14 protein-coding genes and 1 tRNA gene are annotated in these 14,107 nt (G+C 61.5%); 6 read left to right on the top strand and 9 right to left on the bottom strand.

Translation table 11 applies throughout. The features are described from left to right. Window position 1: 1 nt before the first annotated feature. Together AC1RKJ_RS14860 and AC1RKJ_RS14855 are read right to left on the bottom strand one after the other, a co-directional pair. Complete coding sequence (locus tag AC1RKJ_RS14860; RefSeq protein ID WP_492791701.1) at window positions 2–655, bottom strand: Pr6Pr family membrane protein; 654 nt, start codon at window positions 653–655, stop codon at window positions 2–4. A gap of 16 nt (window positions 656–671) precedes the next feature. Beyond that, window positions 672–1,622, bottom strand: a complete 951-nt coding sequence (locus AC1RKJ_RS14855; protein ID WP_492792756.1) for a transporter substrate-binding domain-containing protein — start codon at window positions 1,620–1,622, stop codon at window positions 672–674. A gap of 82 nt (window positions 1,623–1,704) precedes the next feature. Between AC1RKJ_RS14855 and AC1RKJ_RS14850 the strand changes: the two genes are divergently transcribed. Beyond that, on the top strand, window positions 1,705–3,744 hold the full coding sequence (locus tag AC1RKJ_RS14850; protein WP_492791700.1) for a glycosyltransferase family 2 protein: 2,040 nt from the start codon (window positions 1,705–1,707) through the stop codon (window positions 3,742–3,744). Here AC1RKJ_RS14850 and AC1RKJ_RS14845 read toward each other — a convergent pair. Next, on the bottom strand, window positions 3,728–4,318 hold the full coding sequence (locus AC1RKJ_RS14845) for an SCO family protein (protein ID WP_492791699.1): 591 nt from the start codon (window positions 4,316–4,318) through the stop codon (window positions 3,728–3,730). The genes AC1RKJ_RS14850 and AC1RKJ_RS14845 overlap by 17 nt on opposite strands. A 169-nt stretch (window positions 4,319–4,487) precedes the next feature. Then, window positions 4,488–4,949: a hypothetical protein gene (locus AC1RKJ_RS14840; RefSeq protein ID WP_492791698.1), complete on the bottom strand. Its 462-nt coding sequence runs from the start codon at window positions 4,947–4,949 to the stop codon at window positions 4,488–4,490. Window positions 4,950–5,224: 275 nt separating this feature from the next. Here AC1RKJ_RS14840 and AC1RKJ_RS14835 point away from each other — a divergent pair, with 275 nt between their 5' ends. Beyond that, complete coding sequence (locus AC1RKJ_RS14835) at window positions 5,225–6,883, top strand: FAD-binding dehydrogenase (protein WP_492791697.1); 1,659 nt, start codon at window positions 5,225–5,227, stop codon at window positions 6,881–6,883. A 108-nt stretch (window positions 6,884–6,991) separates the two neighbouring features. Beyond that, on the top strand, window positions 6,992–8,311 hold the full coding sequence (locus AC1RKJ_RS14830; RefSeq protein ID WP_492791696.1) for an MFS transporter: 1,320 nt from the start codon (window positions 6,992–6,994) through the stop codon (window positions 8,309–8,311). 17 nt (window positions 8,312–8,328) lie between these two features. Here AC1RKJ_RS14830 and AC1RKJ_RS14825 read toward each other — a convergent pair whose 3' ends face one another. From AC1RKJ_RS14825 to AC1RKJ_RS14810, 4 genes are all read right to left on the bottom strand, one after another. After that, window positions 8,329–8,691 carry a PRC-barrel domain-containing protein gene (locus AC1RKJ_RS14825; RefSeq protein WP_492791695.1) on the bottom strand — a complete coding sequence of 121 codons (363 nt, stop codon included), beginning with the start codon at window positions 8,689–8,691 and terminating at the stop codon, window positions 8,329–8,331. 257 nt (window positions 8,692–8,948) lie between these two features. Further along, window positions 8,949–9,956, bottom strand: a complete 1,008-nt coding sequence (locus AC1RKJ_RS14820) for a 2-dehydropantoate 2-reductase (protein ID WP_492791694.1) — start codon at window positions 9,954–9,956, stop codon at window positions 8,949–8,951. Between the two features lie 37 nt (window positions 9,957–9,993). Beyond that, window positions 9,994–11,172: an NADH:flavin oxidoreductase/NADH oxidase gene (locus AC1RKJ_RS14815; protein ID WP_492791693.1), complete on the bottom strand. Its 1,179-nt coding sequence runs from the start codon at window positions 11,170–11,172 to the stop codon at window positions 9,994–9,996. Between the two features lie 107 nt (window positions 11,173–11,279). Then, window positions 11,280–11,825, bottom strand: coding sequence for a group III truncated hemoglobin (locus AC1RKJ_RS14810; RefSeq protein WP_492791692.1), 546 nt, complete (start codon window positions 11,823–11,825; stop codon window positions 11,280–11,282). Window positions 11,826–11,959: 134 nt separating this feature from the next. Between AC1RKJ_RS14810 and AC1RKJ_RS14805 the strand changes: the two genes are divergently transcribed. After that, window positions 11,960–12,412: an RrF2 family transcriptional regulator gene (locus AC1RKJ_RS14805; RefSeq protein WP_492791691.1), complete on the top strand. Its 453-nt coding sequence runs from the start codon at window positions 11,960–11,962 to the stop codon at window positions 12,410–12,412. Window positions 12,413–12,442: 30 nt separating this feature from the next. Here AC1RKJ_RS14805 and AC1RKJ_RS14800 read toward each other — a convergent pair. After that, window positions 12,443–12,516 (bottom strand) — tRNA-Gly (locus AC1RKJ_RS14800). 134 nt (window positions 12,517–12,650) lie between these two features. Here AC1RKJ_RS14800 and AC1RKJ_RS14795 point away from each other — a divergent pair. Both AC1RKJ_RS14795 and AC1RKJ_RS14790 read left to right on the top strand, forming a co-directional pair. After that, a complete protein-coding gene (locus tag AC1RKJ_RS14795) occupies window positions 12,651–13,241 on the top strand; it encodes a methylated-DNA--[protein]-cysteine S-methyltransferase (RefSeq protein ID WP_492791690.1) in 591 nt (196 codons plus the stop codon). 10 nt (window positions 13,242–13,251) lie between these two features. Then, window positions 13,252–14,103, top strand: coding sequence for a helix-turn-helix transcriptional regulator (locus tag AC1RKJ_RS14790; protein ID WP_492791689.1), 852 nt, complete (start codon window positions 13,252–13,254; stop codon window positions 14,101–14,103). The last annotated feature ends 4 nt before the right edge of the window (window positions 14,104–14,107 follow it).

The raw sequence follows: 14,107 nt of genomic DNA, 5'->3' as shown, positions 1-14,107 counted from the left end.
ATCAGGTCGGCTGCCGGCGCGCGAGCCACCAGCCGATCATTACAAAACACATGCCGAGCGCAGCGCAGACGATCAGCAATCCGGCTGTATTAGCCGCAACGCCTGCATAACCCAAGGTCTTGGCGTCGATAAAGGGATAAGGGTAGAAGCCGGACATCTTTCCGCGCACCAGGGCGAAGCCGAGATAGAACAGCGGGTAGATCAGCCACAGCAGCGGATCGTACCACCGCAGCCCTGCCTTGCGAACACACGTCAACCAGAACAGAACATAGGCCACCGGCATCACGGTATGCAGCGCAGTGTCTGCGAACCATTGCGCACCTTTCGGCTCCCACAGGTGACGCAGCAGGGTGTGATAGGTGAGCCCGACCATCGTGATATAGACCGCGACAGCGGACCGGACGAAGGGATGCACAAGCCACTCGTCCATCCCGGCCTTGATCGCAAAGGCCGTGAGCACGAGCGCTGCGAGGATATTGGTCTGCACGGTGAAATAGGAGAAGAAGCGGATCAGCGATTCCGCGAGCGAGAGGCCGAGCCCGTTCGTGACCTGAATGTGCAAAACGAGCTGAAGCAACAGCGAGAACCAGCAAAACGCCGCCAGCAATCCGACGCCCATGCGTTTGATTCTTGCCGATCCGATCGCCATCGCCATCGTGCCTCGCGTTTGATCAGAACGGACTGACCGAGAAATAGCGCAGCCACAAATCGGTGTAGCGGCCCTTTTCCCATAGCCGGAACATCGCCCAGTTCAGCGCCTGCCGCAGCAAGTCGTTGCCACGTTTCACGCCGATGCCGACGCCCTCACCAAAATAGCGGCTTTCGGTGAAAGGGCCGCCGCTGAACGCGCAGCAATCCGAAGAATCAGTGCCGTTGATCCAGAACGCCAGCGAAATCGCATCACCGAAAATAAAATCGACCTCGCCGCGGCGGAGCGCGAGGCGAAGCGCCTCATCGTTGGGAAAGCTGACAATCTGTGCATCGGTAAAAAGCGTTTTCAAATACGCTTCATGCGACGAGCCTGCGATGGCGCCGACCTTCTTGCCCTCGAGATATTCCGGCCGCACCTCCGCCATCACCGCATCGCGCCGCGACACGAAGCGCGCCGGGGCACGGTAGTAGGGATCGCTGAAATCGAGCTTTGCGCGCAACTGCGGCGTGACGGCCAGAGACGCGATGATCGCATCGCCGCGATTGCCGTTGATAGCATCCACCAGCGTCTCGAACCGCCGCATCTGGATCGTGCACGCCACCTTGATTTCTTCGCAGATCATCCGCGCGAGATCGACGTTGAAGCCAGCCGGATTGCCGTCGGGGCCAGTGAAATTGAACGGCGGGTAATCCGTCTCCGTCAAAAAGCGGATCACAGTCAACCGCGCCAGATCAGGCCGGTCGGGCCGCCGCCGCGGGTCCCAGAATCCCGGCACCGCTTGGGGGGCGGCGGGCTGTGGGACGATGGCGGGAGGCGGGGACGGTTGCGACGGCGTCGCGGATGGCGCGCCCTGCGCATGTGCGGGTGACATCGCGGGCACATGCATCGCGGAGATGCAGACCGCCGCCGCAGTTGCAACGGCTAGATCACGCAATCGGATGTTGAAGGGGAATACCATCTGTGGTTGCATCAATTGGGGGGTCCGCGTGCGGGTCTTATAGACCATCCGCAGGCGGATTCGAGTGCCGTTTGTGGCGTGGGGTGGCGGTCAAATGGCCGTGGCTGAGCGGACAAGGCGATTTGACAACGCACCTGAGCCGCGTTTCGGCCGTCTGGCGGATTCTGCCCGCCGTTTCAAAGCCGCGTTCACCAGCCGTCTTGGCTTTCCGCTGCGCAGCGACCAGATCGTCCTCCGCGACAGACCTGCTCTCGAACTGGATTGTCTGCGCGGCGTGCTTCCAGGTTCGTTTCTGGCCTCGGCCGAGCGCCGCGCCCGGGAGATCGGCGTTTGCGCCGACCGGGTCCTGATTCAACGGGGCGTCATCGACGAAGAGGTGTACCTTGATCGACTGGCCTCCTACACCGGCGTCGAGGTCGAGAACTTCACTGACATAGACCGGCGCGACTTTCCGCTGCCCGACAGTGCATTCCAGTTCGTCGCGCGGCACGGCTATCTGCCGATCCGCAGAAACGGCGAGTTGATCTACATCATCTCACCGCGCGGAAACACGACTCGCAACATAACGGAGTTCCTTCGCCGGTTTCCGGAGTTAGGCCATCGTATCCGGCTGACGTCGCAAGCCCGGCTCAACGAATTTCTCGAGCGCCAGTGCGGTGATTCACTTGCCCGCAAGGCCGCAAAAGGCCTCGCGGAGCAGTCTCCCGCATTGTCCGCAGCGCCTTCCGCGCCAACACAGCGTCATCCGCTGACATCGGCGGCCCGCCATCTGTTGCGCCTCGTACTTCCCGTGACTGTGCTGATCCTGGCGCCGCTTGCGGTACTCGACTTTTGCAGCATCGTGTTGTCGGTGTGGTTCCTGCTTTTCACAAGCCTGCGTCTGGCGGGAAGCATTTCGCCGCAAAAGCCCGTTGTTCCTCGCTCCCGGTTGTCCGACGATCAACTCCCTGTCTATACGGTGGTCGCAGCGCTTTATCGCGAAGCATCGTCGGTCGCGCCGCTGATGCGCTACATCGGTGAACTCGACTATCCACGCGAAAAGCTCGACATCAAGCTCGTCATCGAACTGGACGATCTCGGCACGCGCGCAGCCATCGCGCGGCTCGGACCGATGCCGCATGTCCAGGTCATTATTGCACCTGATGTCGGACCGCGCACCAAGCCGAAAGCTCTTAATTACGCGCTGACTTTCGCGCGCGGCACCTTCATCACGGTGTTCGACGCCGAAGATCGCCCTGATCCGGATCAGCTTCGCGCCGCGCTCGATATTTTCCTGACGCGCGATGAGGACGTCGCCTGCGCACAGGCCAGTCTTTGCATCGACAACACCAGCGACGGCTGGCTGCCGCGCATGTTCACGGCCGAATACGCCGGGCAGTTCGACGTATTCCTTCAGGGGTTTTCCAACTTCGAAATGCCGTTGCCGCTCGGCGGATCCTCCAATCATTTCCGGACCAGCGTACTTCGCGAGGTCGGCGGCTGGGACCCCTATAATGTGACCGAGGATGCCGATCTCGGTTTCCGGCTCGCCCGGTTCAAGTATCGCTGTGTGATGTTTCCCTCAACGACCTACGAGGAGTCTCCTGCGCGGTTTGGGGCATGGCTGCGTCAGCGTTCGCGCTGGATGAAAGGGTGGATGCAAACCTGGAGCGTGCACATGCGCTCTCCGCGGCAACTCTGGCGAGATGCCGGCGGCGGCGGATTTTTCACCCTGAATATCATTGTCGGCGGAAACGTTTTGAGCGCGCTGGCGCATCCGTTCCTGCTCGGCGAGATTCTCGTTCGGGCAGTCATGAGCGCGTTTGACAGCAGCGTGACATCGTTCTTCGCAAAACCGTTCATTGAACTTTATCTGGCGACGATTGCAGCCGGCTATCTCAGCACCGTCGTGATCGGGATGATCGGGCTGGCCAGACGAAACCTGCTGCATGAAGCATGGATTCTGCTGCTGACGCCGATCTACTGGATTTGCTTGTCCATCGCGGCCTGGCGCGCGCTCTACCAGTTATTGGCCGAACCATATCATTGGGAGAAGACCGAACACGGCCTCGCGCGACACTCGCGCATGGCGTCCCGACTTTCTCAATCAGAACCCATGCGTCACGCAAGGAAGCAGATCAGAGATAGCGCTTGAGATCGGCGGCGGCTTCTTCCGGCTTCCGCTTCAGATCGAAAGGCCGGACGAAATTACCCTTGCTGTCCATCAGATAGATCAGCGCGGTATGATCCATCGTGTAGTCGCCGTCTTTCAGAGGAATTTTCTTGGCATAGACCCTATAAGCCGAAATCACGCGCGCAATCTCTTCCGGGCTTCCGGTGAGGCCTTTCAGGTTCGGATCGAAGCTCGAAATGTAGTCCTTCATTGCGGCCGTGGTATCGCGCTCAGGATCGACCGACACGAAATACGCATTCACTTTGCTCGCGTCAGGCCCCATGGCGCGCAGGACCTCCGACATTTCAAACAACGCCGTCGGACAGACATCGGGACAATGCGTAAATCCGAAGAATATGATTGAAGGGCGGCCGATGAGGTTTTTCTCGGTGACGGCCTGTCCCGTCTGATCGGTGAGCCGAAATGGCCCTCCGATCGCCGCGGGCGCGGTGACCCCGCGGAAGCCGCCCAGCAGCCACAATGTCACCAGCAACCCGATGGCGAGACTGCCGGCAAACGCCGCGATGATCACGAGCGGCCGGGTTGTCCTGTCCATCGTATTGCGATCCTTGATCTTTCGTGCGGCAGGCGGTCCGCGAACGGAATGCCAGCGGCCTGTCCTCAACGTGCTTGGGATAGAGCGGGACGCCTGCGCAGGCAAGCGTCGCCCTCGCACCGGGGGATCACATGACAGGGAGCAAATACGGCAGACAACAGGCTTTTTGTCAGCGCGCGTGAGCCGACGCCTGCGCATCCATGTAACAGGGGCGATACATGCTGGTCAGTTCGCGCCCGCGCAGGAAGATCATGCGCTGTTTCAGGCCGCCGCGCCGCGAGATCCAGCTCCGGATCGAGGTCGGATACATCTCGTAAAGCATCCGCGTGGCTTCGAGGTTCGTTACCGGCCGGCCACCGGCTCCAAAATCCCAGGCGGCGTGAAATCCGAGACTGGCGCGGGATGTCACGCAAATCTTGTCGCGGGGAACAGCTCCAAGCACGATGGTGCAGGCCGACGCGCACAAGCCGTCGATCATGACGGTTTCACCCGACCCCTTGAGACTTTGATATTTGTCCACATAGGTGCCGATGCGGCCGCCCCGGTCCTCGGAAATCCGGACCACGGCGTGGCTGGCGCCGACCCCGATCACGAGAAGCACCGCCGCGAGAATCCCCGTCACAATCTTCATTGCCGGCCCCGTCGCCCCCTGCCTGTCGATCGTCGGGGCACTGTCAGCGTGTTGTGACTCAGCGATTTTGTCCAGATCGGTCAGCGCGATGGAGACAGAATCTGCCGCAGTGTTGCTGGCTTGCTGCACCTGCACGATGTGATCCCGATTTGGAACAGAGCGAGCGTGGTTCATTGAACGAGTTGAACTCGCAACCCGCTCCTTCGCGCGCAATTTTCGTTGACCGGACTTCGCACGCCGCGCTTCAATCATACCGGCTGGGGAGATTGCGAACTATGGCAAACGATGCGGACGTGATTGTCGTCGGCGCAGGGCTGGCGGGCCTTGTGGCGGCCACCGAACTGGCCGACGCGGGCAAGCGCGTGATCGTTGTCGATCAGGAAGGCGAACAGAATCTCGGCGGACAGGCTTTCTGGTCGCTCGGCGGGCTGTTTCTGGTCGATACGCCGGAACAGCGACGGCTCGGCATCAAGGATTCCCACGATCTGGCATTGCAGGACTGGATGGGAACCGCCGGTTTCGACCGCGACGAGGATCACTGGCCGCGAAAATGGGCCGAAGCCTATGTCGCCTTTGCCGCAGGCGAGAAACGCGGCTGGCTGCAGGCGATGGGACACCGGATTTTCCCGGTGGTCGGCTGGGCCGAGCGTGGCGGCTACGACGCCATGGGCCATGGCAACTCGGTGCCGCGGTTTCATGTCAGCTGGGGCACAGGTCCGGGTGTGGTCGAGCCGTTCGAGCGGCGCGCCCGTGAGCACGTCAAGACCGGGCGCATTGTTTTCAGATTTCGGCACCGCGTCGATGCGCTCGATATGACGAACGGAGCCGCAACCGGCGTCAGCGGAAAAGTTCTCGAACCGTCGTCCGAACCCCGCGGCGTCAGTTCGTCGCGCACCGAGACCGGCGACTTCACGCTGCAAGCACAGGCCGTGATCGTCGCGTCCGGCGGCATCGGCGGCAATCACGATCTGGTTCGCGAGAATTGGCCGAAACGTCTCGGCACCCCGCCCAAACACATGGTGAGCGGCGTTCCCGCACATGTCGATGGCCGCATGATAGGCATCACAGAAGCCGCAGGCGCGCGCCTCATCAATCGTGACCGCATGTGGCATTACGTCGAAGGCGTCCACAACTGGAACCCGATCTGGCCCGGCCACGGCATTCGCATCCTGCCGGCGCCGTCGTCGATGTGGTTCGACGCCATCGGCAAGCGCCTGCCCTCGCCGCTCTATCCCGGCTACGACACGCTTGGGCAACTCGATTACATCATGAAGACCGGCCACGACTATTCGTGGTTCATCCTGACTCAGAGCATCATCAAAAAGGAATTCGCGCTGTCGGGTTCGGAGCAGAACCCGGACCTCACCGGCAAGAGCTGGCGCATGACCATCCGCCGCGCCTTCAACAAGGGCGCGCCCGACCCGGTCGAAGCCTTCAAGCAGAAAGGCGCGGACTTCATCGTCCGCGACACTCTCGACGATCTCATTGCGGCCATGAACAAGCTCAGCGGCGCGAACCTGCTCGACACGGCGTCGATCAGACAACAGATCGAGGCGCGCGACCGCGAGATCGACAATCCTTACGTCAAGGATACCCAGGTCATGGGCATCCACAACGCACGGCGCTACATCGGCGACAAGCTAATCCGCACTGCCAAGCCGCACAAGATTCTCGACCCCGCGCATGGACCGCTGATTGCGGTCAAGCTCAACATCCTGACGCGCAAGACGCTCGGCGGCTTCGAGACAGATCTGGAGTCGCGGGTATTCGGCAACGATGGCCAGATCATTCCCGGGCTCTATGCCGTCGGTGAAGCCGCCGGGTTCGGCGGCGGCGGCGTCCACGGCTATCGCTCGCTCGAAGGGACCTTCCTCGGCGGCTGTCTTTTTTCCGGCCGCAACGCGGGGCGCGCCGCCGCGAAGGCCGTCGCCTAGCAAGCCACGTCACCAGCGCGCTTCGAGATTATCGTCCCATCTTGCGAGATGCGACAAAACGGCGCAGTCTATCCTCCTGAAAACAACAAGAATTCAGGGAGATGCCCCGTGACCGCCTCGGCCCCATCTGCGACGGCGCCCGTCAAAGTCGAGCAATCGAAGCTTGCCGCTGTACTGCGCGTCACCAGCGGCAATTTCCTCGAGATGTTCGACTTCTTCCTGTTCGGATTCTACGCAACCTACATCGCGAACGCGTTCTTTCCGGCTCGTGATGAATTCGCCTCGCTGCTGCTGACGTTCATGACCTTCGGCGCGGGATTTCTGATGCGGCCACTCGGCGCGATCGTGCTCGGCGCTTATGTGGATCGCGTCGGGCGCAGGAAAGGCCTGATCGTCACGCTGGCGATCATGGCGATGGGCACCGTGCTGATCGCCTTCGTGCCAGCTTACGCGACCATCGGTCTCGCCGCGCCAGCGCTCGTGCTGATCGGCCGGCTGCTGCAAGGCTTTTCCGCCGGCGTCGAACTTGGCGGCGTATCGGTCTATCTGTCGGAAATGGCTCCGCCGAACCAGAAAGGCTTTTACGTGAGCTGGCAATCCGGCAGCCAGCAAATCGCGATCATCGTCGCCGCGATCATCGGCTACGTTCTCAACACCACCCTGATGCCGCAAGCGATGTCGGACTGGGGCTGGCGCATCCCCTTCTTTATCGGCTCGCTGATCGTGCCGTTCATCTTCGTCATCCGGCGGTCGCTGCAGGAGACCGAGGCGTTCCTTGCACGCAAGCACCATCCAACTTTTTCAGAAATCTTCGTGTCGATCGTATCGAACTGGTGGATCGTGTTGGCTGGGATGCTGCTGGTGGTGATGACCACCGTGTCGTTCTATCTCATCACGGTCTACACGCCGACCTTCGGCAAGAGCGTGCTGAAACTCTCGATCACGGATTCGCTGATCGTCACTTTCTGCGTCGCGGTCTCGAACCTTTTCTGGCTGCCGGTGATGGGAGCGCTGTCGGACCGGATCGGACGCCAGCCCATCCTGCTGGGGTTCACAGTCCTCACCATTCTCACCGCCTATCCGGCGATCTCCTGGCTGGTCTCGCATCCTTCTTTCGAGCGAATGCTGATGGTCGAGCTGTGGCTGTCGTTCCTGTACGGAAGCTATAACGGCGCGATGGTCGTCGCGCTCACCGAGATCGTTCCAGCCAGCGTGCGAACGGTCGGTTTCTCGCTGTGCTACAGCCTTGCCACCGCGTTGTTCGGCGGCTTCACACCGGCGGTCTCCACCGCTCTGATCGAGGCGACCGGAGACAAGGCTGCGCCGGGTCTCTGGATGACGTTCGCAGCCGTCTGCGGGCTTGTCGCAACGCTCATGGTCTACCGCCGCGGCGAAGCCAATCGTCTTGTCACCGCGGCGGCTGGCTGATTCCGCGGTTACACGCGTCAGAAGCCGATCCAGTAGGCGTCGACTTCGCGCACGCGATTGCCCCAGTCGAACTCCTTGTCGGCTCCGAAGGACGGCGCTTTTTTCAGTTCTTCGTCGCTCATCAATGTTAGGAGTTCGTAGGCTTCAATCGCGGGGTTGTATTTCATGCTTCCCCACGGCAGCGGGCGATAATCTTCGCCGACCCCGAGAAAGCCACCGAAACACAGCACCGCGTAAGCGACGTTGCCGCTGGTCTTGTCGATCATCAGCCGTTTGATCGCGCCGATCTTTTTGCCGTCGGCGTTGAAGACCCGCGTTCCTTCGACCCTGTCGCTGGCAACAAGGCGATGAGGCGTGATTTTGATTGTGTCCGCAAGCATGTGAGCCTCCAATCGTTGAGGCCGATCTCACAAGACGATCCGTCACCGCGCAACATGTCCGGATCGTTCCGGAGCGAGGCCTGTCAGCCGGCAGGTATCGGGACTTATCGACGCCGTCCGGCATACGTACTGTAAGATATACAGCACGAGTCGCGGCTTCAACAGTCTGCGGTGAAGCATGCGGCAGTGCAGTACAAAAAGGCGAACGCTGCCTCCGTCAGACCGGGAGATGGCAGCGGCGATAAGCGTCGCCAAGATCAGGTCGTCGCCCGAATCTGATCCGGCGCAAGACCCGGCGAGCCCTTCCCCGTTTGCTCGGCATCGCGGATCAACGCCAGGATGCGCGCGGAGAGCGGCGCGCTCAGCCCATGACGTTCGGCGAGCGTGACGATCAGGCCCTGAAGGTGGTCGATCTCGGTGCGGCGGCCGCGCTGCAGATCTTCCCACATCGAGGAGCGCGCTGTCGGGTCGATCTTCACCATCGACGCGGCGACGCGCTGAAATAACGCATCAGGCAGCTTCAGAATGAACGGCGTGAGCGACGCCGGCAATGGCGTCGTCGATACGGGATCGATGCCTTCGGCTTTGACAACACGAAGCGCCTCCCGCCACTGATCCGCGAACAACGCGCGCCAGGGCCGTTGGGACAACTGCTCGCGCAGCGGCAGGTTGGAAAGAGCGACCAGCGCGTTGTTCAGATTGACCAGCAACTTGCCCCATTGCACGCCGGTGATGTTGTCCACCGCGCGAAACGCCAGTTCAGGCTGCCAAAGTTGCTTGGCCGTGTCGGCGTCATCCCTTTCCAGCAGGATGTCGCCGGAGGTGGCGCGATGGAAATGTCCGTCGCCGAGCGATAACACGTTGAAAGGCACCATGCCCGCAAGCACGTCATGATCCGGCAGCGCGTCGCGCAGCACCGAGACGTTGCCGGTGCCGTTCTGGAGGCTGACGATCACCGCATTTCTTGCTGCGTGGCGCGCGATCAGGCCCGCGATCTCTGGCGTGTCGTCGCTCTTGACCGTGACCAGAATAATTCCTGCATCTGCAAAAATCGCGGGGTCGTCCGAAAGTGCGATCTCCGCCGGGGTCAGGCGGTGCTCGATGCCTTCAAAACTGGTGACCTTGAGCCCGTTCCGATTGATGTCGTCGATCACGCGCGGCCGCGCCAGTAGCAAGACCGGGCGTCCGCCGGCACGCAACATGCCGCCGACGAAGCAGCCGATGCTGCCCGCGCCCGCGATGCAAATGGATTTTGACAAAGCCATGAGGGTTGACCCGATCCGCAATGAACCGGAGCGTCGCCTAAACCTTGCGAAATGGCAATGCGGGGCCGTTGAGCTTGCGCAGGCCCGGCTCGCGGCGCTCCAGCCACCAGCCGTATTGCTTGGGCCAGGAGTCGAACGTGCCGTCGCCAATCTCGCCCTTGGTGTCGCGCAACGCGAGTTCGGCATGGAGCGGCCAGTTCGGATCGAACAGCGCCTCGCGGCCCACCGCCACAAGGTCGGTCTTGCCTTCGGCGACGATGTCTTCGGCCTGTTGCGGATGCAGGATCAGACCGACCGCCATGGTGGCGACCTTGGTCTCGTTGCGGATCTGCTCGGCAAACGGCACCTGGAAGCTGTAGCCGCGCGGGATGCGGGCCGCCGTGGCCGATCCCATCAATCCGCCGGACGAACAGTCGATCACGTCGGCGCCCCGCGCCTTCGCTTCGTTCACGAACGCGACTGAGTCGGAAATATCCAGACCGCCGTCGATGCCGTCGATCGACGAGATGCGCACGAACAGCGGACGATCCTTGGGCCACGCCGCGCGCACCGTCTCGACGATCTGGAGCGGAAATTTCATCCGCCCGGCGCGGTCGCCGCCGTAAGCATCGCTGCGCTTGTTGGACAGGGGCGAGAGGAATTCGTGCAGCAGATAACCGTGAGCACAGTGAAGCTCGAGCACGTCGAAGTCCGCCTCGACCGCCCGCAACGTCGCAAGACGAAAATCCTCGCACAGCTGCTTCAGTTCCAGTTCGGTCAGTTCGTGCGGCATCAGCCAGCCGTCGCCCATGGGAATGGCGCTCGGCGCAACGATGATCCACGGCTTGTCGCCACGCGCGTGATCTGCGGCGGTGAGTGCGGCGTTGCCATACCACGGCCGCTGCATACTGGCCTTGCGGCCGGCATGAGCCAACTGGATCGCAGGCACCGAGCCATTGGCGCGCAGAAACGCCGCGATGCGTTTCAGCGGTGCAATTTGCGCGTCGTTCCACAGGCCGAGATCACCATGAGTGATACGGCCTTCGGGATTCACGGAGGTTGCTTCCGTCATCACGATTCCGGCGCCGCCCTGCGCGAATTTGCCGAGATGGACCAGATGCCAGTCGTTCGCCACACCGTCCTCCGCCGAATACTGGCACATCGGCGAGATTACGATTCGGTTTTTGGCGGTAATGTTTCGGAGCGCGATTGGCGTGAACAAGCGGGGCTGTGACATCAGGCCTCTGTTAATTGGATCATTGGAGGGCCCAACTTAACAGCCCGCCTGCGAAAGCCAAGGAACAGCTCTTGTCGCCTGGGACGAAGCGGTTTGGCGCGCGCGGTCTAGTCCGACGCCTGCGGCGGCCACGCCCGATCCGGCCTATAGAAGAGCGCCAGCTTGAGGCTTTCAGCAATGCGATTGGCCTTCTCGCGAAAAACGGCGCTGACTGTGTCGTCAAACATGTCCTCACACGTTTCGCCGAACAGTTTCAGCCAGACGGCAAACAGGTCGAACCGCATTCCATCCACCGCGAAATGTTTGACGACCGGATTCCCCTTGTAACGTCCGCTTGTCAGCATGACGGACGACCAGAAGGCATACATCTTTTCCAGATGCGGCTGCCAATCGCCGGGGATCGCGGTTGCAAAAACCGGTCCCAACTCGGGATCCGCACGCACCTTGACGTAGAACGCATCGACGAGCTGCCGAATGTTATCCTCGGAAACACGGTCATGTTTTTTTGTCAGGCCCATCATGCGACAACCCATACCACCACGACGCCAAGCACAGTCCAGACCAGCGAATTGACCAGCATCCGCACCAGCGAGCTGTGTTCGGCAGAGCCAATCGCGCGAGAGGCGATATTGCCCGGCAGTAAAAATGGCCACGCGATGATGTCACCTGGCGAAACGAATTTGCGCATTGGAGCAGTCCTTCAAGTGAGTGCTCAAGGCAGCTTATGACAGGACTTGCCATAAAGCAATATTTGAAATATATCTTATAATCCAGATACGAGGCTGACATGCGACTGACGTCATATTCCGATTATGCGCTGCGAATGCTGATGTATCTCGCAGTGAAGCAGGACCGGCTGGCGACGATTGCGGAGATCGCGGCGAGCTACGACATCTCGGAAAATCATCTGATGAAGGTGGCTCATCAACTCGGCGTCGGCGGCTATGTCGAAACCGTGCGCGGACGCGGCGGAGGGTTGCGGCTGGCAAAGCCGATGGAAGACATCCTGCTGTCCGACGTGGTGCAGTACACCGAGCCCGACATGGCGATCGCATCGTGCTTCGAACCGCTCGATGTACCTTGCGCGATCGGCTCTTGCTGCGTTCTCAAAGGCGCGCTGGCGAAGGCCCGCGATGCATTCATGGAGGTTCTGGAGGGCTATTCGCTCGCCGACCTGGTGCGCCCCCGCGCCCGACTTGGGAGCCTGCTCGGGATTTCCCCTGGCCCTTCGCCGCACTGATTAAATTCGTCGATACGGTCACAGGCAGGCTGGAGCGGGCGAAGGGAATCGAACCCTCGTATGCAGCTTGGGAAGCTGCCGTTCTGCCATTGAACTACACCCGCACAAGGCCGACCTTAGCCACACCCGGCGAGCCGCCGCAAGATGGCTTCCCGGACAGGATTCGGGTGGCGTGGGGTCTCGAAAAGCGCAAGATTCTCCAAGAATCATGAACTCAGCCATGCCAGTCTGGAACGCAATGACGACCGGTTTTGCATTGTTCGATACGGAGATCGGCCGCTGCGGCGTCGCCTGGGGCGACCGGGGCCTGCTGGGCGTGCAATTGCCGGAAGCGGACGACGCCCGAACCCGCGCGCGCATCCGGCAAAAGGCACCCGGCGCGCGGGAAGCGACAATGCCGGATCATGTCCGGCAGGCCTGCGACGCAATGGCGGGACTTCTGCGCGGCGAAGCAAGGGACCTTTCCTTCATTGTTCTCGACCTGGAGAAAATTCCTGCCTTCAGCCGCAGCGTCTATGACATCGCCCGGACCATCGCGCCCGGCGCGACGCTGACTTACGGCGATATCGCCACACAACTCGGCGACAAGCTCTTGTCCCGGGCCGTCGGCAAGGCGCTGGGCGAAAATCCATTGCCCATCGTGATCCCCTGCCACCGGGTGTTGGCCGCGAACGGCAAGACCGGCGGCTTTTCGGCCAATGGCGGGGTCACCACCAAGTTCCGGATGCTTTCCATTGAACGCGCGCGCATCGCTGGCCATGCATCCGAGGACGCGCCGATGCTGTTCGATCCCGGGTTGTCGATTGCCCCGCGACGGCGGCGCGGCTAGAATTCCGCGTATGCAGGTCACCTCGTTGCTGCACAACGCATCGCTCTCCGTGGTCGCCTACCGGTGCAACATGGGACCGGACGACGCTCCGTTCCTCGAACAGCACACATGTCACTCGCTGTCCTATGTCCGCAAAGGCAGCTTCGGCTACGACACACACGGCCACAGCCACGAGCTTGTGGCAGGCGCTGTGATGGTCGGTCACGCGGGCGACGAGTACACCTGCTCACATGATCATCATGTCTGCGGCGACGAATGCCTGTCGTTCCAGCTCGCACCCGCGCTGGCCGATGACATGGGCCTGCGCACAGATGCGCTGCGCCTCGGCAGCGTACCGCCGCTGCCCGAACTGATGGTCTATGGTGAACTCGCGCAAGCGGCGGGACGCGGCGACAGCGACATTGGGATCGATGAGGCCGCGATGCTGTTCGTGAATCGCTTCGTCGAAGCGACATCCGGGAAATCGCAGAAAACGCAATCGGCCACGACCCGCGACCGCCGACGCGCGGTCGAGAGCGCGCTGTGGATCGATGCCCACGCCGACAGCAACATCGATCTCGACACCACCGCATCGGCGGCCGGGATCAGTTCGTTTCATTTCCTGCGATTGTTTTCAAATGTGCTGGGCGTGACCCCGCATCAATATCTGGTGCGCTCGCGGCTGCGCCATGCAGCCAGGCTTCTGGCCGACGATGCGCGATCCATCACATCGATCGCATTCGACGTCGGTTTCGGTGACCTGTCGAATTTCGTGCGCACTTTCCATCGGGCCGCCGGCGTCTCGCCCCGGCGCTTTCGCGAGGCCGCGCGCGGCGACCGCAAGATTCTCCAAGAACGGTTACAGTCCGCCGCCGTAGGCTGATCTC

This window comes from Afipia sp. GW822-FHT04G07 (assembly GCF_058800765.1).
Note: the sequence above shows the minus strand (reverse complement) of the source record. Positions and strands in the feature narration are given on the sequence as shown.